Origin of the sequence: Halobacillus amylolyticus, from assembly GCF_022921115.1 — a bacterium.
Classification (GTDB): Bacteria; Bacillota; Bacilli; order Bacillales; family Halobacillaceae; genus Halobacillus_A; species Halobacillus_A amylolyticus.
In genome coordinates this window covers 239,858-266,067 of record NZ_CP095075.1, presented here as the reverse complement: position 1 = coordinate 266,067, position 26,210 = coordinate 239,858, and the positions used below count along the sequence as shown (strand labels likewise).

The following is a 26,210-nucleotide window of genomic DNA, read 5'->3' as shown; positions in this document are numbered from 1 at the left end:
TCCTTTAGCTTATTCTTCACTTAACGCCTGCTCTACCTGAGCTTTAGCATGTGCCGCAAGCATATGCTCTTCGTTAATTTCAAGAGCTTTATTAAAGTGTTCTAGGGCCGTCTGTGCCTCTTCTTTGTGTAATGCCACAACACCGAGGTTATAATGGGCATCACTATGCTGTTCTTCCAATTGTAGCACACGATTCATCGTCCGTTCAGCAGCTTCAATTTGACCATTTTGTGCTAAGCAAAGTCCATACTGAAATTGAATATCCACGTCATCAGCATTTAATTCAACAGCTCTTAATAGATAAGGAAGGGCAAGTTTGACATACTCTTGATGGATAAACGTCATTCCTAACATAAAATGAACATCGGCCTCATCCAACCCCTTTTCAATGGCTATAAGATATTGCTTTTGTGCCTTCGTATAGGTTTCCTGTTCATAATATACATTACCTAACCCATAATAGGCAGTAGCAGCCTCTTCATCAAGCTCAATCGCTCGATTGAAAAACCGTTCAGCACGCTCCATTTCATTGAGATGCACAAGTAGATTTCCGAAGTTGATATAGCCGATCGGATCTTTCGGATTTTCATCAATCGCTTCTGTAAAAAGCTTCGCCGCTTCTTCTAACTGTTGATCTTGCATAAGTTCGATCGCTCTTGTCATTTTATCCATTCCAATTCTCCCTTTCATAAGAAAAGCACAGGGCTCCATGATAGACATGTCAAGCATACGCGCAAATCTTATCATTTCTTTTTAGTGAGTGTTCAAAAAGTTGCCAAGGTAGAAGGTCGACTAAGATCGCCAAGACACGCGAGCAACGTCAACACTAGCACGTCCTGTGCGTCGCAAGAAGATCGAGGCGGCATAGTTTTGAGCACCAAGAAAAATCTCCCCCGAATTGGCATCGCACGAAGGAAAAATGTCCTTCTTTTCCAAGAAACGGACTTGCCCAGAACGTGCACGGTCTTAGTAGAAGTTCCACTGCTGCTTATTGATACGTGAGTAGCGAGGCCACTTCAGAGAATATTCTTTATTCGCTGCCTTGCCCCGAGGAATTTACTTCTTTGAATAGGCTCGTAGACGCAGGGGCACATTCTCTTCAAAAGCAAGCCAACGAAGAGATTCGCCTCTTATCATTTGGTGACTTTTTGAACAACCTCTATTAAAAAATAAATGGCCATGTCCCTATAACATTCGGACATGGCCGTATCATTAACCGACATAAGACAGGGCTTTATTTTCTTTCGTTATTTCATCAATCGTTGCCCCACCAAGACAAACTTCCTCTTTGTAAAAGACTACCGCTTGCCCTGGTGTCACAGCACGTTCACGCTCATGGAAGTCCACCTTCCACTTTCCATCTGTCATTGGCGTCACAGTTACTTTACTATCATCCTGTCTATAGCGGAATTTCGCTGTACATTCAAAAGCTTCGTCTGGTACTTCACCGCTTGTCCAGTTATCATCTGTTGCGATCAATCCATCTGAGTACAATGCTTCATGGTGGTACCCTTGACCGACATATAGAATATTTTCTTCCACATTTTTACCGACGACAAACCACGGCTCACCTGCTCCGCCGATGCCTAGGCCTTGTCTCTGACCAAGTGTATAATACATCAGGCCATCGTGCTGACCTTTTACTTCACCATCGAGCGTTTGCATCTTACCAGGTTGTGCGGGTAAATACTCACTTAAGAACTCTTTAAAATTACGTTCACCGATGAAACAAATCCCAGTCGAGTCTTTTTTCTTCGCTGTAGCCAAATCGTTTTCCTCAGCAATTTGGCGAACTTGTTTTTTCTCAATATGCCCAAGCGGAAACATCACTTTCGCAAGCACGTCCTGGGAAAGCTGATTTAGAAAGTATGTTTGGTCTTTATTGTTATCTACTCCCCGCAGCATTTCATGCGTCCCGTCCACTTTACGTACTTGAGCATAGTGACCTGTTGCTAAATAATCTGCTCCAAGTGCCAATGCATGATCAAGAAAAGCTTTAAACTTAATCTCTTTATTACACATCACATCAGGATTCGGAGTTCGGCCCACTTTATACTCATCAAGAAAATACGTGAACACTTTATCCCAATACTGTTCTTCAAAATTAACCGCATAGTAAGGAATGTCAAGCTGATTACAAACACGAATAACGTCCTCATAATCTTCCGTTGCCGTACATACCCCATTCTCATCTGTATCGTCCCAGTTTTTCATAAAAATACCGACGACATCATATCCTTGCTGCTTCAAAAGAAGAGCTGCTACGGAAGAATCTACCCCGCCGCTCATCCCAACAACAACACGTGTATCTTTCGGTTCTTTCATTTCTTTCATTTCTTTCACCTTCCTATTTCAGCCTCTTCACGATTTGGCTGATCCGTTTTGCCGCTTCTACGACATTTTCTTCGTTGTTCGCAATCCCGAAGCTAAAACGAATCGAGTTGACCGTCCGCGCGTCTTCCTTACCATACATGGCTGATAAAACATGCGATGGCTCAACAGAACCTGCCGTACAAGCACTGCCGCTTGAGGCTGCTATTCCTGATAAATCAAAATTCGTAAGCATTGTTTCGACATTCATCCCGGGGAAGCTTACATTGACAATGGTTGATACACTCTGATTCCCTGAACCATTGATTTCGCAATCAATCGCTTCCTCCGTTAATTGCTTTAAAAATAAAGCTTTAAAGCGGCCGTAACGTTCTGCTCTTGGAAACCGTTCCACTTCAGTCAGTTCAATCGCTTTTTGAAAACCAACGATTCCTGGAACGTTTTCTGTTCCTGCCCGGCGTTTTCTTTCTTGTTCCCCACCATGTGCGAGTGACTGCATTTGTGTACCTTCACGAACATAAAGAAATCCAATTCCTTTTGGCCCATTAATTTTGTGACTTGATACAGCTAATAAATCAACAGGCAGCTTCTTAACATCTACTTCCATTAACCCATAGGCCTGGACGATATCCGAATGAAAATATGCCTGGTGGGAAACGAGTTGTTCTGCTATCGCTTCAATAGGTTGGATCGCTCCTGTTTCATTGTTCACCATCATAATCGAGACTAAGATTGTATCCTCTCTTAACGACTTCTCAAAGTCCTCTATTTTCACACGACCATCTTCATATAACGGTAAATAGGTAATGTCGAAACCGTTTTTTTCTAATGCTTCAACAGCATGAAGTGTAGCATGGTGTTCGATTTTTGTTGTAATAATATGCTTTCCTTTTCCCTGATTAGCCATTGCAGTACCGATAATGGCCAGATTATCAGCTTCTGTTCCACCACTTGTAAAGACGATCTCCTTCTCTTTCGCACCTAGGCTTCTGGCAGCTGTGCTACGAGCCTTATCAAGTAGGCTTCTGGCTTTACGGCCAAATTGGTGAACACTCGATGGGTTTCCAAAAACATCTTGGTAAACCGGAACCATCGCTTCAATCACCTTTTCATGGACAGGGGTTGTGGCAGCATGATCTAAATAAATAGGCTTCAACTACTGACACCTCCGTAAGTTAAATGTAAAACATATAGGCATCCTGTGTTTGATCATCTACATGATCTTTAAGGTCCTCTAATGTTGTCGTATCTAAAACATCTTTTACTGCATCACGAACCCTTTTCCAAAGCGCCTGCTTAGCTGGCTCTTCCTCTTCAATCCCTTCAACAGGTGTGATTGGACCTTCTAGTATTCGAATCACGTCACCCGCTGTGATTTCGTGAGGGGGTTTTGTTAACATATAGCCACCATACGCACCTCTAACACTTTTCACAAGACTTGCATTACGCAGTGGCGCAATTAGTTGCTCTAAATAATGTTCAGACAAATTATTATCCCTAGCTATTTGTTTTAAAGAGATCGGTCCTTCCCCAAACCTTCTGGCAAGCTCGATCATGATCGTTAATCCGTAACGTCCTTTCGTAGAGATCTTCATTTCCATTCAACCCTTCTTCCTAAACTAAAAGAAACCTTGTCCCGTTACCACTTCACTGTATTCGCTACCTTATATAAATGAGTATCTGTTTTAACAAAAAATCCTAATCAAACATTTATCTGAGCCAAGTCTGTTCTTTTCTATACCAAACGCTATTATAGCATGGATGGCAAGTCTCTTGCATTTTCTTAGATTTAGTCCTACGCTGAAAATTATGAAATGAATAAAGGAGCATAAACCATGAGTACAAAACCACTTGCGTTTCGTATGCGTCCATCCAACATAAATGAAATTATTGGTCAGAAACACTTAGTAGAAGAAGGAAAAACGATTCACCGAATGATTACGGCGAACCGGCTTGCTTCTATGATTCTTTTCGGGCCTCCTGGAACAGGTAAAACATCGATGGCCCAAGCCCTGGCTAAAAATTTAAGCATTCCATTTAAAACGCTCAATGCCGTCACAGATAAGAAAAAAGATATGGAAATAGCTGTGGAAGAGGCAAAAATGCATGGACAAATGGTGCTGATTCTCGATGAAGTCCATCGCCTGGATAAAGCTAAGCAAGATTTCCTTCTGCCGCATCTCGAGAGTAATACGTTGACTATGATCGGCTGTACAACCAGCAACCCTTATCACTCTATTAACCCGGCGATTAGAAGCCGCTGTCATCTATTCGAACTTTATCGTCTTGAAAGACAAGATATCATTGAGGCAATCCATCGTGCTGTCAAAGATAAAGAAAATGGGCTTGGCAACATGGCCGTCCATTTGACTGACGAAGCGATGACACACTTTGCTGATGCTGCTAATGGTGATTTACGAGCGGCTCTCAATGGATTAGAACTTGCAGCATTCTCAACACCTCAAGATGAATCAGCCATCGTTTCTATTGATTTATCGATTGCAGAAGAATGCATGCAGAAAAAAAGCTTTTCACACGATAAAGACGGAGATGCTCATTATGATGTCCTTTCGGCTTTTCAAAAATCGATTCGCGGCAGTGATGTGAATGCCTCCCTTCATTACCTTGGCCGGTTAATTGAAGCGGGTGACTTAGACAGTATCGCTCGGCGCCTGATTGTGATCGCCTATGAGGATATCGGTTTAGCAAGCCCACAAGCAGGGCCTCGCGCACTAGCTGCTGTTGAAGCCGCAGAACGTTTAGGCTTTCCTGAAGCGCGAATTCCCCTTGCAGCTGCTGTAACCGAACTCGCCCTGTCACCCAAATCAAACAGTTCCTACAAAGCCTTAGATGCTGCTTTAGCAGATATTCGCAAAGGAAAGAGCGGGGACGTGCCTATTCATCTAAAAGATTTCCATTATAAGGGAGCGGCTAAATTAGGTCGGGGGATTGATTATCAATACCCACACAACTTTGATCATGCTTGGGTAGATCAGCAATATTTACCGGACACCATTAAAGATCGTAGCTATTATGAACCGAACACAACCGGCAAGTTCGAACAAGCTCTTAAACAAGTTTACGATAACATTAACAAACAAAAATCATAGTTAAGTATAATTTTTCCTCCTGTTGGCCACACTACAAATAAATCTGACAAACTACTTTTCTAATAGAAAAACAGGAGTGATGAATATGCCAAAGGTTAGACAAGATGCGTGGTCTCATGAAGATGATCTTTTATTAGCTGAAACCGTACTAAGACATATACGAGAAGGCAGCACCCAATTAAGGGCCTTTGAGGAAGTCGGAGATCTATTAAATCGCACGTCAGCCGCTTGTGGCTTTAGATGGAATGCCGAGGTAAGACAAAAATATGAGCAGGCAGTAGAATTAGCAAAGAAACAACGTAAAGAGAAAAAACGCAACGAAGCAAGTCTGCCAAACCCGGTTGTCGTAGATTCCTACGATGAAGAAAATGATCAACATGAAGTGAAGAAGGAGGTCACTTACTCCATGCCGGAATCGGAGCCGGAGTTGGAGACAGGGCCACAACCGCAGCCTGAACCAGCCCTTTCGCTCTCACAAATTATTAAACACTTGAAAGCATTCCAAAAAGAATCTTCTTCCCAGCAAAATTTAAGTCAAAAATATCAAGCACTTGCAGATGAAAATAAAAAACTTGCATCTATGAATCAACAATTAACCAGTCAATTAAATTCGATGACAGAAGATTACCAAGCATTAATTCAAATTATGGATCGTGCCCGAAAAATGGTTATGTTCGATGATCAAGACTATGCACAAAAACCACAATTCCGAATGGAAAAGAACGGAAACCTTGAGCATGTCGCACGTTAGGAGCTTAAGGAGAATTTCCACAAAACACAAAATAAAAGCAGCACAGTTCTCCAAAGAACTGTGCTGCTTTTATTCTATGTAATTTGCTATCACATAAAAAATCCAATCCCAATTGTGCCGTCGTATCATGAGTTTTGAACCCGCTCCAGGCAGGTGGGTGCCCTGCTCTTCACTTCTTGCGTCCTCAGTAATAAGGCTTGCATTCCATGAAGAAACTCCAAGCTCCCGTTTCAAAAATGTTCGGTCAAAACGTACATTCGAACAACGTACACATCAGGATTGGTTTCTTTAATTGTATTCAAATCATAGCATAAATATTTCAGCTAATCAAGGTGATAAAAGGAAGTTTCTCCTTACTTCTTTTTCACTGGTTTAAGCTGTAAGTGGAGTTCATCTAATTGAGCCTCAGTTACACGGCCAGGTGCTTCCGTAAGAGGGTCCTGGGCTGATGCTGTTTTAGGAAATAGGATGGTATCCCGCAAGTTAGTGCGTCCTGCAAGCAGCATAATAAAACGGTCGAACCCAAGGGCAATTCCCCCATGCGGAGGAGTACCATATTCCAATGCTTCAAGCAAGAAGCCAAACTGCTCCTCAGCTTCCTCTTTAGAAAACCCAAGAACCTGGAACATACGCTCTTGCATTTCTTTTTGATAAATACGAAGAGAGCCTCCGCCTAATTCATAACCATTCAATACAATGTCATACGCTTCTGCCATCGCTTCCTCTGGTTTACTATTTAACTCTTCAATGTCCCCGTTTGCAGGCATTGTGAAAGGGTGGTGAGCCGCAAAATATCTTCCTTCATCTTCGTCATATTCAAATAACGGCCAATCTGTCACCCAAAGGAAGTTGAATTTCGTCTGATCAATTAAATTCAGACGCTTGGCGAGCTGTTTGCGGAGAGTACCTAAACTGTCTAATACAACAGACGTTTTATCCGCTACAAATAGTAATAGATCACCATCCTCAGCATTTAGTGCTTCCCGCAATTGTGAAGGGTCGTTTTCAGTGAAAAACTTAGAAATTGGCCCATTAAATGCTCCATCCTTCAGTTTCAGCCATGCCAAGCCTTTCGCTCCGTAAACTTTCACATCTTCCGTGAGCTTATCAATATCTTTTCGTGAAAAGTTATCAGCTTGCCCTTTGACATTAATGGCACTTACCCGCCCCCCTGAGGCTACGGCACCACTGAACACTTTAAAATCCGAATCCTTCACGATCTCGGATACATTTACAAGTTCCATCGCAAAGCGGGTATCCGGCTTATCAGAGCCAAAGCGTTCCATGGCTTCCTGATATGGCATTTTTTCAAATGGTGTAGGAATGTCGATCCCTTTGACATCCTTCATGACTTTAGCCATCATTTGCTCTGTCATTGCCATAATCTCTTCCTTACTCATAAAGGACGTTTCAATGTCGACTTGGGTGAATTCTGGCTGACGGTCTGCCCGTAGATCTTCATCTCGAAAACAGCGGGCAATTTGGTAGTATTTTTCGAACCCTGACATCATCAGCATTTGTTTAAATAACTGAGGCGATTGCGGAAGGGCGTAAAATTCTCCTCCATGCACACGGCTAGGAACTAAATAATCCCGAGCCCCTTCAGGTGTGCTTTTCGTCAAAAGCGGTGTTTCCATCTCAAGATACCCTTCATCATTTAAAAACGTACGAATCGCCTGGGTCGCTTGATGTCTTAGCTTGAACGTTTCCTGCATTTCCTTACGGCGAAGATCTAAATAACGATACTTCAAACGCAGATCCTCAGACACCTCCGTTTCATCCTCAAGCATAAACGGAGGCGTCTTTGCTTTGTTAAGCACACGAATATCCTTGGCAAGGATTTCAATATCTCCGGTAGACATATTTTGGTTTACTGTACTTTTGTCACGTAAAACGACTTGCCCAGATACTTCGAGGACGTATTCTGACCGGACATTTTCAGCCGCTTGAAGTGCTTCTTTAGACACTTCAGGATTAAACACGACTTGGACAACACCTGATCGATCTCTTAAATCAATAAAGATAAGCCCGCCAAGGTCACGACGTTTTTGCACCCACCCTTTAATCGTTACTTGTTCTTCAATATCAGATGTTCTGATTGTTCCGCATGATTTACGATGCATATTATTCGCCTCCAGCTAATTCTTGTTCTAAATATCCTGTGATTTCATCGAGAGGGAGTTCAGTCTGCTCGCCACTGGCCATATTTTTTACAGTCGCAGCATTCTGCTCAAGTTCCCGCTCGCCTAGTACGATGACATATTTTGCTTTTAGTCGATCAGCCGATTTGAACTGACCTTTCATTTTCTTTTGTAAATAATCCTTATCTGTTTGGATTCCATTACTTCGCAAAAGTTGTGTCAGGCGAACAGCTTCTTGTTCTGCCTCCTCTCCCATCGCAACAATATAGCAATCCAGCGAATCTTCAATCGGCAATTTTACACCCTCAGCTTCCAATGCCATCAGCAAGCGTTCCAGACTCATAGCAAAACCAATGCCTGATGTTTCAGGGCCTCCAATATCCTCAACAAGTCCATTATAACGGCCGCCGCCGCTCAAGGTCGTAATGGCTCCAAAACCCTCCGCATCACTCATAATTTCAAACGCAGTATGATTATAATAGTCAAGTCCGCGTACTAAATTTGCATCAATAACATAATCGATATTCATTGCTTGAAGGTGATTTTGAACAGCTTTGAAATAGGACTTGGATTCATCATTTAAATACTCTAAGATCGACGGCGCTGTCGTCATTGCAGAATGGTCTTTGTCTTTCTTACAGTCAAGTACACGTAATGGGTTTTGTTCCAGACGTAATTGACAATCTGAGCATAGTTCATCCCTGTGTGGTTCAAAGTGGCTCACTAATGCTGATTTATGTGCTTCTCTACTCTCTTGGTCACCTAAGCTGTTCAGAACTAGTTTTAAGGAGGTTAGCCCAAGTTCTTGATAGGCGTTCATAGCTAAAGCCATCACCTCAGCATCAACAGCTGGATCGTTACTGCCTAACGCTTCAACACCAAACTGAACAAATTGCCGCATTCTTCCTTGCTGCGGTCGTTCGTATCTAAACATTGGTCCGATATAAAATAATTTCGTCGGCTGATTGGCAAGACCAAATAATTTATTTTGCACAAAGGCTCGTACCACTGAAGCTGTTCCTTCCGGCCGAAGCGTTATACTTCTGTCACCACGGTCAGTAAAGGTGTACATTTCTTTTTGGACAATATCCGTACTATCCCCCACACCTCGTTGAAACAGTTCTGTATGTTCAAAAATAGGTGTTCTAATTTCCTTATAATTGTATCGACGGCTAAGGTCGATAAGTCGTTGTTCAACATATTGCCATTTCTCTGATGTACCAGGTAAAATATCCTGTGTACCGCGTGGTGCTCTCATATTCATTATTATTCCTCCTTTAAAGTCAGCTATAAACCATTTCCTTCCAATATAAAAACTCCCGTCCCTTTCTAAAAATTAGAAAGGGACGGGAGTTTCAGCCCGCGTTGCCACCCTAGTTGGGACGTAAAGTTGTCCCCACTCGAAACAGTTAACGCCTGCCTACGTTCACACCTACTCCATGGATTCGATGTGAAACCTAAGAAATGTCTTTCATCTGATCATGATATAGAAATGCTTTCAGCCGTCTGGCATTTCTTCTCTGGCTACCTGATTTCAGACTACTTTTTTCCTCAATGGTTATAGTCGATTCATTTACAATTGATTACTATCATATAGTTTTAGTTAATCACATGTCAAGTTTATTTATATATGAGATAGCGAAAGTTCATCAAGTCTTATTTCAAACCATTCATCACTGCCAGTGAAATTTTTTCTGTACACTAGAGAAGGGGATCAGGAACGTTTGTCGAATATGTGTAAAGTCAACAAAATATGGAGGTGTATGCAAAAGTATGAAAGGTTGGTTATCATTATTATTTATTTTTGCCGGCTTAATCTGGATGACGACAAATATTGTTCATGCTGATCAAGCTGTTATACAGGTGGACCGTTTAAATGTAAGGTCAGGTCCTAGTCTGTCAGATCCCATTATTGGGCAAGCTAACAACAGTGAAACCTATCGCATTGTTAATGAGAAAAACGATTGGACACAAATTGAATGGAACGATAAAAAGGGTTGGGTTGCTAGCTACCTCGTCAAAATAAAGCAAGAGGAATCCCTTACATCTAAGGTCGATTATTTACGTGTTAGGGAACAACCAGGAATGGATGGAAAGCTCCGCGGTTATTTAATGAAAAATATACAAGTAACAAAGAAAAAGCAACAAGGTGATTGGGTGTTGATTTCCAGTGCAAAAGTTTCTGGGTGGGTTCATAGTGATTATTTAAGTACATATACTCACAGTAATTCTAAAGGTAAAAAGGAAACAACATCAAACACCAAATCACTCGGTCAGGTAACAGTGACAACTGCTGTAATAAATGTTAGAACACAGGGGTCTACAAACACCTCGATTATTACTCAGGTAGGAAAAGGGAAAACATTTGATTATGTTTCCGAAAGCAAGGGCTGGTTCCAGATTAGATTAGATAACAACAAAACAGGCTGGGTTGCAGGGTGGCTTGTTACAGATAAGAAAAGCTCCACTTCTACACCCAAAGTACAAAGTTCAAAAATCACACTTCTTTACAACGGTACGAACATTCGATCAGGCCCTTCCTCGAATAATAAAGTAGTTGGCCATGGCCATAAAGGTGATCAATTTGATGTATTGGGTAAAGAAGGCCAATGGTACAAAATCTCCTATAAGGATATGGAAGCTTATGTGGCAGGCTGGATTGTAAAGGCCGGAAGTTCATCTACACCCCCTCAACCTTCCAATAAAAAATCTGACAGTTTAAGTGGAAAAACCATCATGATCGATGCTGGCCACGGAGGTTTTGACCCTGGGGCAATTGGTGCTAATGGAAGCTACGAAAAAACACTGACATTACAAACCACTAAAAAGTTAAAGAATGCCATTGAGCAAAACGGTGCTCATGTAATGATGACACGTTCAAACGATTCATATGTATCGTTGTCGGCAAGAACAATCCTGTCTAATACTTCAAAGGCGGACGTGTTTGTAAGTATTCACTATAATAGCTTTCCAAAGGACATAAGTGTCTCTGGAATAGGCACTTACTATTATCATAGCAACTCAAAGTCAGTTGCCAGCAACATTCAGTCTAGTTTGGCCGAAGCTGTAGACCTCAGGGACCGCGGCATCAAACATGGTGATTTTCATGTCCTTAAAAATAATAAGAAGCCAGCAGTCCTCCTTGAGTTAGGATTTCTTTCTAACCCTACAGAAGAACGGATAGTCAAAAGTTCCGTTTTTCAAAATAAAGTCACTCAGGGAGTTGTCAATGGACTTATAAGTTATTTTGATTAGAGAATGGGTTCATTTGAATTAGTGACAATAAGTAAACCTGCAGCATAAGCTGCAGGTTTACTGTTATTTTTCCTTACTGTCGATAATAAGTGTCACAGGACCACTGTTTGTCAGTTGTATATTCATCATCTCACCGAACGCGCCTGTTTCAACTTCTATACCTTCACTCCTCAATAGCTCATTAAATCTCTCGTACAATTTATTCGCTTGTTCAGGCTTTGCAGCTTCCATAAAGTTAGGACGTCTTCCTTTTCGGGTCTCCCCATATAAAGTGAACTGTGAAATAGAGAGGAGCCCCCCATTTACGTCAAGCAATGAATGGTTCATTTTGCCATCACGATCTTCAAAAATACGTAAATGGGGAATTTTTTTCACTAGGTAGCGAACATCTTCCTCCGTATCCTCATGGGTGACACCAAGTAAAATGACAAGTCCCTCATTGATCTGTCCAATTACTTCTCGTTCAACCTCTACGGAAGCACTTATCGCCCTTTGAATAACAGCCCTCATGTTTACATTCTCCCTTTTACTTATTGCATCACACGGCGCACTGTATACACATCGTGAATTTGTTTAATTCTCTCCACAATTTTTCGTAAGTGATCCGTATTTTGAATAAGGATCGTTATATGGATCGTCGCCATTTTATTACGATCGGATTTTCCAGAAACAGCAGTTATATTTGTCTTTGTTTCATTGACAGCCTGTAAGACTTCGTTTAATAACCCACGGCGGTCATAACCCCAAATCTCTAAATCAACATGATACTGTTTCGTATTTGTTGGACCTTTTTCCCAATGGACAGGCAATAAGCGCGGCTTCGCTTCCTCTGTCTGAACGTTAGGACAATCTGTACGATGCACAGATACACCGCGCCCCTTAGTAATATAACCGACAATCTCATCACCTGGTACAGGGTTGCAGCATTTAGAAAGGCGAACGAGCAGGTTATCAACACCTTCCACTCTAACGCCGGAATCCTTTTTGCCAGTAGTCGATGATTTCTTAATTTCTGTTGTTGTTACATCAGCGAGGGTTTCCTCTAAGTTTTGTTCTTTTTGCTGTTGTCTTCTTAATTTCTCAGTTAAACGTGTAGCGATTTGGGCGGCCGTGATCCCCTGGTAGCCTACTGCCGCGAACATGTCTTCTTCATTTGCAAAGTTAAATTTTTCAGACACACGGCTAAGGTTATCGGCGGTGAATACTTCTTTCGGCTGAAGGTCAAAGTTACGAATTTCACGCTCTACCATTTCGCGGCCTTTTGTCACGTTTTCTTCTTTTCTTTGTCGTTTAAAAAATTGCTTGATTTTATTTTTTGCTTGTGATGTCTGTGTGAGCTTGATCCAGTCTTTGGAGGGTCCATAGGAATGTTTCGAAGTCATCATCTCAACAATGTCACCAGTGTTCAACTGGTAATCCAGCGGCTCCATTTTACCGTTCACCTTCGCTCCAATCGTTTGATTTCCTACTTCAGTATGAATAAGATAGGCAAAATCAATCGGTACTGAACCTGACGGAAGTTCAATCACGTCGCCTTTAGGAGTGAAAACATAGACCATATCAGAGAATAGATCAACCTTTAACGATTCCATAAATTCTTCAGCGTCATTCGTTTCACTTTGCCAGTCCAAGATTTCACGAAACCAAGTCAGCTTATCTTCAAAAGACTGAATCGCAGGGGTTTGTTTTCCTTCCTTATATGCCCAATGTGCTGCAATTCCATATTCCGCAATCTCATGCATTTCGTGTGTGCGGATTTGTACTTCTAATGGATCACCTTTAGGCCCTATCACCGTCGTATGCAAGGATTGGTATAAATTTGGTTTTGGCATAGCAATATAATCTTTAAAACGCCCAGGCATTGGCTTCCAGCATGTATGAATGATTCCTAGTACAGCGTAGCAATCTTTAATACTTTCCACTTGAATCCGTACAGCCAGCAAATCGTATATTTCATTGAATTGTTTATTCTGAAGTACCATTTTGCGGTATATACTATATAAATGTTTAGGGCGTCCGTTCAAATCTGCTTCAATGTTCACATCATTTAGCTGGCCACGGATTTCACCCATCACATCTTCAATATAGGATTCACGTTGATTACGTTTTTGCTTCATTAAATGAACAATTCGATAATATTGCTGTGGATTTAAATAGCGCAAGGCTGTATCTTCGAGTTCCCACTTAATCGTCGAGATCCCAAGTCGGTGAGCAAGGGGAGCAAAGATTTCTAATGTTTCATTAGAAATTCTCCTTTGCTTTTCAGGAGGCAAATGCTTCAATGTCCTCATATTATGCAAACGGTCAGCTAGTTTAATTAAAATGACACGCATATCCTTTGCCATAGCTACGAACATTTTTCGATGATTTTCAGCTTGTTGTGCTTCTTTGGACTTGTATTTAATCTTACCTAGTTTCGTCACACCGTCTACGAGCATAGAAACTTCCGTATTAAAGCTTGTCTCTATTTCTTCCAGACCGATTTCTGTATCTTCTACCACATCGTGAAGAAAGCCGCTTGCTATCGTTTCAGGATCCATCTCAAGGTTAACAAGAATTCCAGCTACTTGAATCGGGTGGATAATGTACGGCTCTCCAGACTTGCGGTATTGCTCACTGTGAGCATAATTGGCAAACTCAAAGGCCCTGCGAATAAATGCAAGATCATCATTATTCATATATTGGCTTGCTTGTTCGATTACTTCTTCGGCTGTTAATATATTATCTTTCGCCATATCATCACCCCCTGATTTCTGTATGTTTCTTCACCAAAAATTATAGTTTGTTTACCATTATCAAAAAAAGCCTGTCAAATGTAAAGGAAAAACGTCTAATTTAGAAAAGCGGAGGCGCCCGGCAAATCACTAGTCTTGCGTGTCTGGGCGCTGCAGCTAGACATAGAAAAGCGTAAAAGGGGCGGTTAGACAATTACTTTTTTCATTTACATGTAAAACAAAGAGCGTCCTGCTAAGAGGACACTCTCCTTCTCTTAATATTGCATTAATGTCAACACATCGTAGCCATCAAGCTTTTTTCTTCCATCTAAATATGTCAATTCAACGAGGAAAGCACATCCGGCGACGACCCCTCCAAGCTCCTCTACCAATGCAATGGTGGCTTCAATCGTTCCCCCTGTTGCAAGCAAGTCATCTACAATAAGTACACGCTGACCAGGCTTGATAGCATCTTTATGAATGGTAAGAACATCTTTTCCATATTCAAGTCCATAATCTACTTTGATCGTGTCACGAGGCAATTTGCCTTCTTTTCGCACTGGTGCAAAACCTATTTCAAGAGCGTAAGAAACAGGGCAACCTACGATAAATCCGCGAGCTTCCGGTCCTACGACTAGATCAATCTCTTTATCTTTAGAATAGTGGACAATTTCGTCTACTGCAGACTTGAAAGCTTTTCCATTATCCATTAATGGAGTTATGTCTTTAAATGTTATTCCTTCTTTTGGCCAATCCTGTACGATAGCGATATGTTCTTTATAATCCATTTACTACTTCCTCCTTGAGGCTATTCCTCTGTCTATCAAGCCAACTCTTCAACTCTTTATAAGTCGAATAATATAAAGACTGCTCGACATATAATTGTTTTTTTCTTTCTTGATAAAGAATTGAATCTGTCAAATCTCTATGTGAAGGTGTTGAATTAATCGTAATAAAATCATCCTCTATTTTAACAAAATCTAGTTCAAAAAACACCTGTGAAATAAAATCGACCATTGACCGGTCCCACCCTTTTCGGGCTGCCAGTTTTTCTCGATCTTGTTTAAGGTTGAACGTTTTACGCTTTACTAGCATACCATAAAACCATTTAAAGTGATCACGTGTAGGCCATGTTTGCAGAAAAGCACCCTCATCAACTTGATAACAGGCATATAATTTCCCTGGCCTTACCTCGTTCAACAAATTGGACAAATCAGATAGATCCTTCGGTAAATCTACAAGCAAGAGTCCATCCACTTCGTCCAGTCCAGCCAATTCTGAGGGGGCAAAGACGGGAAGTTGGAAAGGAACTTCGGTCGTGTTCTGAAAACTTACAGCTGCATACGTTTCCCCGTCGGAAAGACTTATTTGTTTCTCAATGTGCTTGGATCCCCTTAGATCAAAAAGCTGCCATGAGGACACCTGCATATCCTTGACCATAATTTGCACATTTTTTTTGCCGTTCCATTCGTTAACGCTAAGTTCTCCAACCACCTCAAGCTCAGCATGTGGCGATATGTGCGGATACAGGTCCCCCATACCAAAAGCAACACCATCCAGTTTAGCAGACTGATTTTGAAACGTAATCTTCAAATGGTTTTTACGGCTTCCAATTCGTCTAAGTTCTTTAGGTGATTGTTTAACATGAAACAACGGCTTAGGATTTCCCATCCCAAACGGTCGCAATTTATTAATTTCCTCTATTTGCTGCAGGGATACGTCCTCTATTTCTATAGACATTTCAACATCAAGGACTTGCTGATAGTCCTCTGATGACAGCTTCTGCCCGGCTAAATCACTCAATTGTTGTCTTAAGTTATCCACCTCATTCGCATCAAGTGTCATGCCAGCTGCTTGGGCGTGTCCTCCAAAATGAATGAAACGATCCCTGACTTCCATACAATTGGCAAACAAGTCAAAAGCATCAATACTACGAGCTGAACCTTTTGCTTGTTGTTTTTCGGGGTCAATCGCTAAAACGATGGCTGGGCGGTCAAATGTTCGGACTAATTTTGAGGCGACAATACCGAGAACTCCCGGATTCCATCCCTCTTTAGCTACTACGATGACATTGCTCAGCTCCTGCTCCCCACTTTTTATCATTTCTTCGGCTTCTTTTGCTGTATCAGCAACGATTTTCTGCCGTTCTTGGTTAAGCTGATTAATAAGTGAAGCCAGGTGATCAGCTTCGGCACGGTCATCCGTTAAAAACAGTTCCACAGCCGGACTTGCATCTTGCAGGCGCCCAACAGCATTTACTCTTGGGCCGATGGTAAAACCTATCGTTTCTTCATCAATGGCACCATCTAATCCCGCTACGGTCCTTAAGGCTTGTATACCTTTTCGATTCGAACGCGATATTGCCTTCAAACCGTAAGAGACGAGCACGCGATTTTCATCATGTAAAGGAACAAGGTCAGCTATCGTTCCTATCGCGACCATATCTAATAGATGTTCGGGGAACCGGCCTAATAAAGCTGTAGCAAATTTAAAAGCCACGCCTACTCCAGCAAGCTCTTTAAACGGGTAGGCTTCAGAAGTTTTCGGATGAATGATTGCATAGGCTTGTGGAAGGATTTCTTGTACCTCGTGGTGATCTGTAATAATCAGATCGATTCCAAGCTCTTTTGCAATATCTGCTTCATGAATAGCCGCTATCCCTGTATCCACCGTAATAATGACAGAATATCCATCCACAGCGGCTTGCCTAAAGGCTGCTTCATTTGGTCCATATCCTTCTGTAAAACGGTTTGGTATGTAGTAATCAGCTTGGGCCCCGGCTTCTGTCAAAGCTTCGATCAAAACCGTTGTCGAGCTGACACCATCTGCATCATAATCACCAAATACTAAAATATTTTCACCTTTATGAATAGCTGACTGAACTCGTTCAATTGCCCGTCCCATATCCTCCATTAAAAACGGATCATGTATATCATCTAAAGACGGATGAAGAAATCGATCGATCACGTCAGGCTCGGTTAACTTCCTTTTTTCTAATAGTCTTTTCGTTACGTCCGACATCCCTTTGATAGGAAATGACCCGGATGTTTGATCCTCTTCAATATATGTAAAATTCCATTTCATTTTACTTTGTAACATGACTTCACCCCTGACCCATCTATTATACAAGAGGGATTCAGGGTAGCAAATCCCACCTATTTCACATCCGTGTCCGAATGTTTAGACTCGCTTACATCCTCTGCCTTCTCGGCTTCCTGTTCCTGAGCATCAGAAAACTCATTGGAACTGGCTTGCTCATTTGTTTTTTTCTCAAGCTGATTCTTTAAAGAGCGATTTTCACGCTGTAACCTAAAGAAACGTACAGCTCCTGCTGAAGCAGTAATAAGCACTCCCATAAGCACAGACCCAATAATGACTAAGATTAAAGGCGCTTCCCCTGTACCAAATAAATAATTGACCTCGACAGGATCTACGTTAATAACGGCGAACACCGCAATTAGTAATGCAAATATAAGTGCAAGAATAATATACGTTTGTCCTTTCATTGTTCGACCTCCTCAAACAGCTTCTTACATTCTTTTATACCCTATTCGTCAAGAAATTAACCAGCCTATCATTAAGTTGAAGATCTCTAACCATTAATTGCACGTAATTTTTGCTAATTGAATCAATTTCATAATTGCTCTTTTTAAAACACCAAAGACTGGCAGAATATAAGGCTCTTTTCCGAAAAGGTTCAAAATGGATTCTTATCCAGCAGATTTTAGTTTCCGTTTTATAAAGAAGTTTGATCACTTTCTATCCATGTTGCTTTACATCGTCCCCTTATTCTGAGACTCAGTTCCGAGACACTTAGGGTCCGTTACGGTATGAGGGTTCGGGGTGGCTGGGAAACGACTCGCTTTCCTGTGGGGGAACTGGCAAGCCTCCTCAGGCGGAGCCTTCCGTGGTCTCGCCTTGCTCCTTCTCCCACGGGAGTCTCACCGTTCCCATCCACCCCACCTTTTTTGTGATGTACGGAGCCATTCGTATTCCGAATGAGTCTCCAATGTTCAGAGGGTGTCATCCATCATGATGTGGCATAATAACCGCGTCACAGAGGGATTTTCAGCTCTCTGATAAGAAGTTCTGCTGTCGTTTTGTTACTGTGGAGGGTTTCCGTTCTTCTCACAAACACAAGGAGATCCGGGAAATTGCGAGACCTGTGGGATGAACATGACAGGTGAGACCCCGGAGGACGGAGTCCGAGGAGGCTCAGCGCATGCCCACGGAAAGCGAGTGATTTCCCGGACCTCCTTCTCCATCCAAGGAAACGGAAACCTATCTCGAGATTGTGTCTTCCAGATTACTGCCCTTAACCTTCCTACTTGACTAGATTTGGGGAGGTACTTCCTTTTTTGCGTTTTGAATCCCTTGGGGCAGAAGGGGCTTAAATTATGAAATTCATTCAATTGCATCAAATTCTTGTTATTTGCACGAAATTCCGGTTAATTGCGTGAAACTTTAATTATATGCACGAACCAGCCCTATATTTGCACATTTGCATGTTTCCAAAAAAAGCGACTGTCCCGTTATTAGGACAATCGCTTTTTCATCATTATTATACTTGTGGACCGCCAGTATTTTTCTTTTTAGAGAAATCAATCGGCTTTTCTTTAATGCTCTTACCGCGCCACACCAGCCATAGCTGTGCTGCGATAAAGAGGGAAGAATACGTACCAGCAATTAATCCAACAACTAAGGCGAAAGCAAAGTTGGTAATCGAGGAAGCTCCAAATATAAGCAGCATGACGGCTGCAAAGACAACCGTAATCACGGTATTAAGGCTTCGAGCCATTGTCTGGAGCAAACTATCATTAACAATCTTAGCTAATTCCTTAAACGATTTCACTTTTTTCTTCAATCTGACATTCTCTCGTATTCGGTCAAACGTTACAATCGTATCATTCACCGAGTAACCGACGATCGTTAGTATGGCTGCGATAATCGTCACATCAAATTCGAGCTGTGTGACACTAAATAAAACTAGCATGAAAAACGCATCATGAAGCAAGGCTAGGATCGCTGTAATAGCAAAGATTAATTCAAATCTGATTGCCACATAAATAATAATCCCGATGGAAGCATATAAGACGGCAAGTGCCGCATTCTGGGCTAACTGTTGTCCTACAATCGGCGAAACCGTACTTATATTCGGTGTACTTCCATATTCTTCTTGAAAATAGTCTTGCACTTCAGCTACTTGTGCTTTACTTAGTTCTAATTGAAAACGTGCCACTGCAATTTCACCGTTATCACCGGAAATGACAACTTGCTTTGCATTTAATCCAAACTCACTCTCAAACGTTTCTTCGATCTGTTCTGCTTCGACATTTTCGTTTGCCAAAATGGAAACACGTGAGCCGCTCGTAAAGTCGATTCCTAAGTTAAGCCTGAATACCCCGAGAGCAATCCCACCAATTACAATTAGTAGAATAGAAAGTGTAAAGAAGCGTTTGCGTGCCCCAACTAAATCAAATTTACGTTTAAGGAAGGTCGCCTCGACTTCTTCGCCCTCCTCAAGAGAATGAATGTCCTCAGGTTTCACCCCAAACCATCGTGGGCGTTTATTTAGGAAGCGGCTTTTCACCCATAAGCCCATGAACAGACGCGTTCCATAAACGGCTGTGACAAAGCTGACTAAAATACTGATGATCAACATTGTCGCAAACCCTTTGACAGAGCTTGTGCCGAAAGTAAAGAGTACTGCTGCCGCAATTAATGTTGTTATATTTGCATCCAAAATCGTGGTCAGTGATCGTTTATTTCCGGCTTTAAAGGCTGACATAACAGACTTACCGGATTTTAATTCTTCTTGAATCCGCTCGTAGGTAATAATATTGGCATCAACGGCCATACCTACCCCTAATATGATGGCTGCTATCCCAGGTAGTGTCAGCACACCTTGCAACAAACCAAACACAAGCAAGACTAAGTAAATATAGGCTGATAGCGTAATAACAGCTATAACACCTGGGAAACGATAATAAACGATCATATAAAGGAAGATCAAAGCAACCCCAATAAGCCCGGCAAAGACCGTTTTATTCATAGCCTGCTCTCCGAACTGAGCACCGACGGAGGTAGAATAGGTTTCAGTTAACTCAACCGGCAGAGAGCCGGCATTGATAAGATCTGCTAACTGCTTAGCTGATTCTACTGTGAAGTCACCAGAGATTTGTACGGTGTTACTTCTAACGGGTCCATCAGGAAAGGCAGGTGCAGAGAGATAGCCTGGGTCTTCTGTACCAAATTCCTCTGCAAACGATGTTTCTTCATCATAATCCAGCCAAATAACTAACAAATCTTCAGGATAAGGTGTACTTGGATCTGGTTCTTTATTGACGATTTCTTTAGATACTTCGTAAAATTGTGAAGCACTTTTCACTTCTAAAGAAACGACAGGATTATTATTTTGGTCATAAGTCTGCTGGGCACTGCCTTCAACTAAGTCAGCCCCATCCATATATTCCTTTCCTTCTACCCCTCTAAACGATAACTCCGCTGTCGAGGAAAGGAGATCTCTCGCTTCTTCCTGATTCTCTACCCCAGCTAATTGCACACGAATTTTCGTTTCGTCTTCAATTGAGATATTCGCTTCACTAATTCCTAGTGAATTGACACGTTGAGTTAATGACTCTACAGTCGCCTCCATAGCTGTTTGGTTTAATTCCTGGCCTTCATTCAGCGGCTCTACATCATACAAAATTTCAAAGCCGCCTTGTAAATCCAATCCTAAATTAATATCTTTTGTCACACCAGTTATGGTTGTGCCAATTGTAGTAGCTACTATGATAACTACTAGAAAAAAGGCAACAATCCGACCCCTTTTCACCATAACGCCCTTTGCCTCCTTCGTCTCATTCGACACGCTCTTAGCTTATGTAAAAGAACTGCAATACAAGCTGCAGACGATTACTTTATAAGCATTCCAAATTCTAGTTCACTATGTTTTCTCTATTAACAACAATAGACTCATTATAATACGTAGTCAAAGGATGTCAATCTGACCCCTTTTCGTTTGACAATGCTTGAATAGAAGCCATTAGATCCTCATCTTGATAGGCTTCGACTGTTATGTAGCTGACAAATTGATTTGTACTTAAGTGAAGGATATCTTGAACAACTTGATGAAGCCTTTTTTCCGGGTCTTTTTTCCATACCTTCTTCTGTAAGCAATTCCAAACCTCTTCTGTGGTCGCTTTTTGGTAACCCATGTCTTGAAGTTCCTCTTTTTTACTAATTAGTACAGGCTTTACTTGAAATTTCCACTCACTTACTCTCTTCTCTGCTTCCATATGGACACTCCCTGCATTCTCTAGTTTTCCAAGCTTTATAAATCCATTGTCATGCCTTGTCCATCCTATCGCATATACTTCATTGTAGCTGAATTTCATTTTTTTGAGAAGGCGGATCTGTTATGTCTAAACAAACCTTTCTTCATGGCGCACTAATTCTAGTTGTAGCCGGACTGATAACGCGTTTGCTCGGCTTTGTCAATCGGATTGTTCTCGCACGGGTGATGGGTCAAGAAGGTATAGGTCTATATATGATGGCTCTCCCTACATTATTTTTAGCCTATACGATTACTCAATTCGGTCTTCCAGTAGCAATAGCTAAGAGGGTCTCAGAAGCAGAAGCTACGGGAAATGAACGGCAGATTAAGCGTATTCTAGTCGTCTCGCTTACCGTGACTTGCTCATTGAGTATTGTGTTTACTATCGGTCTATTTCTACTCTCACCCCTTGTAGCTAACCATTTACTAACAGACCAAAGAGCTTTGGCACCGCTCCTTGCTATCACTCCGATCCTTCCAATTGTTGCGATCTCATCTGTATTACGAGGCTACTTCCAGGGCAGGCAAAACATGAAGCCTCAGGCGATCTCCCAAGTCATTGAACAAGTCGTTCGTGTTTGTCTTGTCATCCTATTAACAAAACTGTTCCATCCCTATGGTGTCGAATATGCAGCAGCGGCAGCTATGGTTGCTGTCATCTTAGGTGAACTCGTTTCCTTGTTTTATATGACTCGCCAATTTAATATCCATAAGAAATTTAAACTAAGGAAAACGTGGAAAACACATGTACAAAATGGGAAGAACACGCTAAATGAACTGATGACGATTGCGTTACCGACGACCGGCAGCCGATTCATCGGCTCATTGACGAATTTCTTTGAACCAATACTTGTCGCACAAAGTCTAGCCATTGCAGGATTAACTGCCATTGAATCTACCAAGCAATACGGTGAGTTGACCGGATATATTTTACCTTTACTATTTTTGCCTACTTTTCTGACACATGCTCTTTCAGCTGCATTAGTTCCTTCCATAAGCGAAGCGGCTGCCATGAATAAATCTACAACAATACAACACCGTATCTTACAATCAATTCGTCTTTCCCTTGCTTCGGGAGGGCTGGTTACCATCATTTTCATGATCTTTCCATCGATTATTTTGATGACCATTTATGGTACAAGTCATGGAACATTTTTGCTGCAGTTCATGGCTCCATTTTTCCTGTTGCACTATATTCAAACACCGTTACAAGCAAGCCTTCAAGCACTGGATCTTGCTAGACATGCTATGTGGAACACCTTGATAGGTGCAATCATAAAATTCACTGTCTTAGTTGGTCTGAGCTCTAAACCAGAATTTGGTATCCATGGGGTGGCAGTTGCTATGGTTGTGGGGGTTGTAGTTGTCACATTGTTACACTTATTGGTCCTTATGCGCCATGCCAGCTTCAAACTTCCTCCTCTTATGGTTATCCAATTTACAGCTGTGATCACTGGTACAGGCTGGCTTGGTTATCAACTAAAAGTACATTGGTTAGTGACTAGCCAGCCCCTGTCTCAACTGGCGGCGCTTGGTGTTGTTTTAACGATTGTTTATATCATTCTGTTATTTGTGTTCAGAATGCTCTATGTCAGTGAATGGAAATTAATTCCTTGGGGAAAAATATTTAAACACAAGTAGCCCGCAAGCTTTACTTGCGGGCTACTCATTTGTATATTCATCTTTTTCATCGAGCCACAGTTCGCCTTTATCGTTAATGGAACAAAGTGAAACTTCTTCCGTTGATGTATATCCCCGTTTTTTCACTTCATTCATAAGCCAGTGTTTATTTTTTCGAATCGTCTTTAGACCACTATACTGTACTTGCCCATCAGCGATTAAAACCACAGCATATCCTGAACCGCCATCCTCTTCCTTTTCAAAAACAGAGAGCTTTCCTGAGGGCTCAAGGACCGCATAAGCAACTCTGTCTACTTGCTGAATACCCTGTTCGCGAAGCTGTAGCAAAAGATCAGAAAAATTGTAGCGCTGCTTCCTCATTTCCTTCTCATCTATTTTCCCATGTTTAACTAATACCGAAGGACGTCCATCAAACCAACTTCTAAATCGCTGACTTTTCAAGGAAAGCATCGCACTTCCCCATTGAATAAGTAAAAGAATGGATATAGGAACCAGAGCATTCAGCATAGAGGATGTCGGTTCTTCAATCACAGAGACGGCAATCTCCCCAAAAATGATAAATACAACGAGATCCATTACACTTAACTCTCCAATTTCTCTCTTCCCCATTAGGCGAAACACAATTAATATAATTAAATAGGTTATAATCGTACGTACAATGATTGTGCCTAGAAACATGATTCACCATCAACCCTTCACTATCACCTGCTTTTCTTAACATGACCTAAAAATCGCATATTATGATAAAAAAGGCACTAAATAACGTAAGAAAACGTAAACGGAACAAATAAGGAGAGAGAGCAGCATAACAGGAATTCCGTAAAGAGCAAACTTTATAAAAGGGATGGGGTGCTTATGGCTGGCTGCGATCCCTGCAACTACAACGTTCGCCGAAGCCCCAATGAGTGTCGCATTTCCCCCTAGGCATGCTCCAAGGGCTAGTGACCACCAAATTGGGTCCACATTCATCATTCCATAGCCTTGGAGTTCTTGAACTACAGGGATCATGGCTGCAACAAACGGAATATTATCAACAATTCCCGATAATAATCCAGAAATCCATAACATCATCATCGATGTAACAGGCATGTCTCCTCCCGATATAACCATCATTCCCCGTGCGATTTCATCAATGATCCCGACCTTTTCAAGTCCACCCACTAACATGAATAATCCGATAAAGAAAAACAAGGTGACCCATTCTACCTCTTCAAACACTCGTTCAACCTCTATTTGCTTATCTGTCAAAAATAATAACAGCAAGGCACCGCTCACAGCTATCGTCGTAATATCCATGTGGATGATAGGGTGAAGCATAAAGCCAGTAATCGTCAGCATTAATGCAAGTATGGAATGAAATAAAAGCTTGTCGACAACAACATTCTCTCGTGCATTCATATCCATTAATTGATGCGCTAGGTGTTGATCATAGATAAGCTTGTTTTTAAAAAGCAGTAGAATAATAGCTAAGACAAGCGTAAAAATGATTAAGACAACAGGACCTAAATGATAAAGAAAAGACAAAAAGGTAAAATGTTCGACTGCCTGTCCAATCATAATGTTTGGCGGATCACCAATTAATGTCGCTGTACCACCGATATTTGCACAAAGAATGGTAGTTAATAAATAAGGGAAGGCCGGCAACTTCAAACGGTCCACTAAGGATAATAAAACAGGTACAAATAACATCACCGTTGTCACATTATCTAAAAATGCCGAACCGACAGCTGTAAAAAGTGCCGTCACAATAAGTAAAGGAACAGGTCTCCCTTTCACCATTTGAGCAAGCTTTATAGCAGCAAAAGAAAAAACACCCGTTTTTTTGGTTATCGATACGAGCACCATCATAGAAAATAAAAGAGCAATGGTTTCCCAATCAATAAAACCAATCGCTTCCTCCCAATCGAGCACTTCAGTAATAAGAAGCAGCGCTCCTCCACTTAAGGCAACGATAGCCCTGTTCCATTTCTCCGTCATTATTAAGCAATAGCTGGCGACAAAGATAAGTAATGCAAGCATGGTTGTCATAGACTTACTCCTTCTAAATGGTCTTTTCTTATACCTATTCAAAAGGTTGGCAAAATATCTACTTCTATCTATAGGGTTTTTATGCATATATTCTTAGAGACAAGTTAGGAAAGGGAAACGTTATCATTTTATTACTCTTAAAAAGGGGATGGTGCATATGAAAAAGCTTATGCAAGGGGTTCTTGGTTACGGAATAGGATCAATCATGATTTTGATGATGGTTGTTGCCGCTGTTTTAGCTATTCTTCTTCGCTTTACGTCAATTGATATTGACACATTAAATCAAATATCTTTGGTAGCTGGTTTAACCATTTTGGCCTTTGGTGGCTTGATTGCTGCTTATAAAGGAGAGCAAAAAGGATGGTTATCGGGAATCTTAACAGGACTTGTTTTCGTTGTTGCCATGATAGGTTTTCAATTGATTTTTGAGAATTCCTGGGTAACTTTGACACAGTTAAGCTATTTTGGTGGACTGGTTATTGCAGCTTTATTAGGAGGAATGATTGGAGTAAATATGCCAAGACGAAGTACAGACAACAAATCTTAAAATCACTGACAACGAGTAAGCAATACTCTTTCACAACTAATATCACAAACAAAAATCCCGCCTTGGCGGGATTTTCTCATTAATCTTGATTTAACTTTTCACGAATTGAAGAGCGATCAAATTTCATTTGTGTACCATCCTGTGTACTAATAACTAAAGTACCCTCGTCTAAAGCATGAATCGTACCATGAAGGCCTCCAATTGTAATGATTCTATCTCCCTTTTGAAGTTCCGTCTGCATTTGCTGCACTTTCTTTTGTTTCTTCTGCTGTGGACGGATTAACAAGAAATAGAATATAACAAACATCAGAATAATCGGCAATAATCCTACTAATGTATCCATTCATTTTCCCCCT

21 protein-coding genes, 1 other RNA gene and 1 other annotated feature are annotated in these 26,210 nt (G+C 41.4%); of the genes, 5 read left to right on the top strand and 17 right to left on the bottom strand.

What is annotated here, in order from left to right:
* Window positions 1–9: 9 nt before the first annotated feature.
* The 4 genes from MUO15_RS01390 to cymR form a co-directional block, all read right to left on the bottom strand.
* Entirely contained in the window at window positions 10–672 is a 663-nt protein-coding gene (locus MUO15_RS01390) for a tetratricopeptide repeat protein (RefSeq protein WP_245032876.1), read from the bottom strand.
* A gap of 540 nt (window positions 673–1,212) precedes the next feature.
* Entirely contained in the window at window positions 1,213–2,325 is a 1,113-nt protein-coding gene (gene mnmA, locus MUO15_RS01385) for a tRNA 2-thiouridine(34) synthase MnmA (protein ID WP_245035794.1), read from the bottom strand.
* A gap of 22 nt (window positions 2,326–2,347) precedes the next feature.
* Complete coding sequence (locus MUO15_RS01380) at window positions 2,348–3,487, bottom strand: cysteine desulfurase family protein (RefSeq protein WP_245032874.1); 1,140 nt, start codon at window positions 3,485–3,487, stop codon at window positions 2,348–2,350.
* Between the two features lie 19 nt (window positions 3,488–3,506).
* The gene (gene cymR / locus MUO15_RS01375; protein ID WP_245035792.1) at window positions 3,507–3,926 is read right to left on the bottom strand and encodes a cysteine metabolism transcriptional regulator CymR; all 420 of its coding nucleotides are present in this window, start codon (window positions 3,924–3,926) and stop codon (window positions 3,507–3,509) included.
* A gap of 240 nt (window positions 3,927–4,166) precedes the next feature.
* Here cymR and MUO15_RS01370 point away from each other — a divergent pair, with 240 nt between their 5' ends.
* Together MUO15_RS01370 and MUO15_RS01365 are read left to right on the top strand one after the other, a co-directional pair.
* Entirely contained in the window at window positions 4,167–5,441 is a 1,275-nt protein-coding gene (locus MUO15_RS01370) for a replication-associated recombination protein A (RefSeq protein ID WP_245032872.1), read from the top strand.
* A gap of 85 nt (window positions 5,442–5,526) precedes the next feature.
* Window positions 5,527–6,192, top strand: coding sequence for an RsfA family transcriptional regulator (locus MUO15_RS01365; protein WP_245032870.1), 666 nt, complete (start codon window positions 5,527–5,529; stop codon window positions 6,190–6,192).
* A gap of 101 nt (window positions 6,193–6,293) precedes the next feature.
* On the opposite strand, the gene ssrS is transcribed toward MUO15_RS01365, so the two are convergent.
* The 3 genes from ssrS to hisS all read right to left on the bottom strand — a co-directional run bounded on the left by ssrS (window position 6,294) and on the right by hisS (window position 9,597).
* A non-coding RNA gene (gene ssrS / locus MUO15_RS01360) (6S RNA) lies at window positions 6,294–6,475 on the bottom strand.
* Window positions 6,476–6,545: 70 nt separating this feature from the next.
* The gene (gene aspS / locus MUO15_RS01355) at window positions 6,546–8,315 is read right to left on the bottom strand and encodes an aspartate--tRNA ligase (RefSeq protein ID WP_245032868.1); all 1,770 of its coding nucleotides are present in this window, start codon (window positions 8,313–8,315) and stop codon (window positions 6,546–6,548) included.
* Window position 8,316: 1 nt separating this feature from the next.
* Window positions 8,317–9,597 carry a histidine--tRNA ligase gene (gene hisS / locus MUO15_RS01350; protein WP_245032866.1) on the bottom strand — a complete coding sequence of 427 codons (1,281 nt, stop codon included), beginning with the start codon at window positions 9,595–9,597 and terminating at the stop codon, window positions 8,317–8,319.
* 75 nt (window positions 9,598–9,672) lie between these two features.
* Window positions 9,673–9,897: a binding site (T-box leader), on the bottom strand.
* A gap of 209 nt (window positions 9,898–10,106) precedes the next feature.
* On the opposite strand from hisS, the gene MUO15_RS01345 reads away from it, so the two are divergent.
* A complete protein-coding gene (locus MUO15_RS01345; protein WP_245032864.1) occupies window positions 10,107–11,588 on the top strand; it encodes an N-acetylmuramoyl-L-alanine amidase family protein in 1,482 nt (493 codons plus the stop codon).
* A 63-nt stretch (window positions 11,589–11,651) separates the two neighbouring features.
* On the opposite strand, the gene dtd is transcribed toward MUO15_RS01345, so the two are convergent.
* The 7 genes from dtd to MUO15_RS01310 form a co-directional block, all read right to left on the bottom strand.
* Window positions 11,652–12,098 carry a D-aminoacyl-tRNA deacylase gene (gene dtd, locus MUO15_RS01340; RefSeq protein ID WP_245032862.1) on the bottom strand — a complete coding sequence of 149 codons (447 nt, stop codon included), beginning with the start codon at window positions 12,096–12,098 and terminating at the stop codon, window positions 11,652–11,654.
* Between the two features lie 20 nt (window positions 12,099–12,118).
* Window positions 12,119–14,323, bottom strand: a complete 2,205-nt coding sequence (locus MUO15_RS01335; RefSeq protein WP_245032860.1) for a RelA/SpoT family protein — start codon at window positions 14,321–14,323, stop codon at window positions 12,119–12,121.
* A 254-nt stretch (window positions 14,324–14,577) separates the two neighbouring features.
* Complete coding sequence (locus MUO15_RS01330) at window positions 14,578–15,090, bottom strand: adenine phosphoribosyltransferase (RefSeq protein WP_245032858.1); 513 nt, start codon at window positions 15,088–15,090, stop codon at window positions 14,578–14,580.
* Window positions 15,080–17,401 (bottom strand): single-stranded-DNA-specific exonuclease RecJ, encoded by a 2,322-nt coding sequence (recJ, locus tag MUO15_RS01325; RefSeq protein WP_245032856.1) that lies wholly within the window; start codon window positions 17,399–17,401, stop codon window positions 15,080–15,082. Before recJ ends, MUO15_RS01330 begins: the two co-directional genes overlap by 11 nt.
* A 56-nt stretch (window positions 17,402–17,457) precedes the next feature.
* Window positions 17,458–17,808 (bottom strand): LapA family protein, encoded by a 351-nt coding sequence (locus MUO15_RS01320; RefSeq protein WP_245032854.1) that lies wholly within the window; start codon window positions 17,806–17,808, stop codon window positions 17,458–17,460.
* Window positions 17,809–18,863: 1,055 nt separating this feature from the next.
* Window positions 18,864–21,140: a protein translocase subunit SecDF gene (gene secDF, locus MUO15_RS01315; protein WP_245032852.1), complete on the bottom strand. Its 2,277-nt coding sequence runs from the start codon at window positions 21,138–21,140 to the stop codon at window positions 18,864–18,866.
* 163 nt (window positions 21,141–21,303) lie between these two features.
* Window positions 21,304–21,600 carry a post-transcriptional regulator gene (locus MUO15_RS01310; protein ID WP_245032850.1) on the bottom strand — a complete coding sequence of 99 codons (297 nt, stop codon included), beginning with the start codon at window positions 21,598–21,600 and terminating at the stop codon, window positions 21,304–21,306.
* Window positions 21,601–21,722: 122 nt separating this feature from the next.
* On the opposite strand from MUO15_RS01310, the gene spoVB reads away from it, so the two are divergent.
* Window positions 21,723–23,279 (top strand): stage V sporulation protein B, encoded by a 1,557-nt coding sequence (gene spoVB, locus MUO15_RS01305; RefSeq protein WP_245032848.1) that lies wholly within the window; start codon window positions 21,723–21,725, stop codon window positions 23,277–23,279.
* Between the two features lie 21 nt (window positions 23,280–23,300).
* On the opposite strand, the gene MUO15_RS01300 is transcribed toward spoVB, so the two are convergent.
* Both MUO15_RS01300 and MUO15_RS01295 read right to left on the bottom strand, forming a co-directional pair.
* Window positions 23,301–23,957: a DUF421 domain-containing protein gene (locus MUO15_RS01300; RefSeq protein ID WP_245032846.1), complete on the bottom strand. Its 657-nt coding sequence runs from the start codon at window positions 23,955–23,957 to the stop codon at window positions 23,301–23,303.
* Window positions 23,958–24,017: 60 nt separating this feature from the next.
* A complete protein-coding gene (locus MUO15_RS01295; protein WP_245032844.1) occupies window positions 24,018–25,307 on the bottom strand; it encodes an ArsB/NhaD family transporter in 1,290 nt (429 codons plus the stop codon).
* A 157-nt stretch (window positions 25,308–25,464) separates the two neighbouring features.
* On the opposite strand from MUO15_RS01295, the gene MUO15_RS01290 reads away from it, so the two are divergent.
* Complete coding sequence (locus MUO15_RS01290; RefSeq protein WP_245032842.1) at window positions 25,465–25,854, top strand: TIGR04086 family membrane protein; 390 nt, start codon at window positions 25,465–25,467, stop codon at window positions 25,852–25,854.
* Window positions 25,855–25,933: 79 nt separating this feature from the next.
* On the opposite strand, the gene yajC is transcribed toward MUO15_RS01290, so the two are convergent.
* A complete protein-coding gene (gene yajC, locus MUO15_RS01285; RefSeq protein ID WP_245032840.1) occupies window positions 25,934–26,197 on the bottom strand; it encodes a preprotein translocase subunit YajC in 264 nt (87 codons plus the stop codon).
* Window positions 26,198–26,210 lie beyond the last annotated feature (13 nt).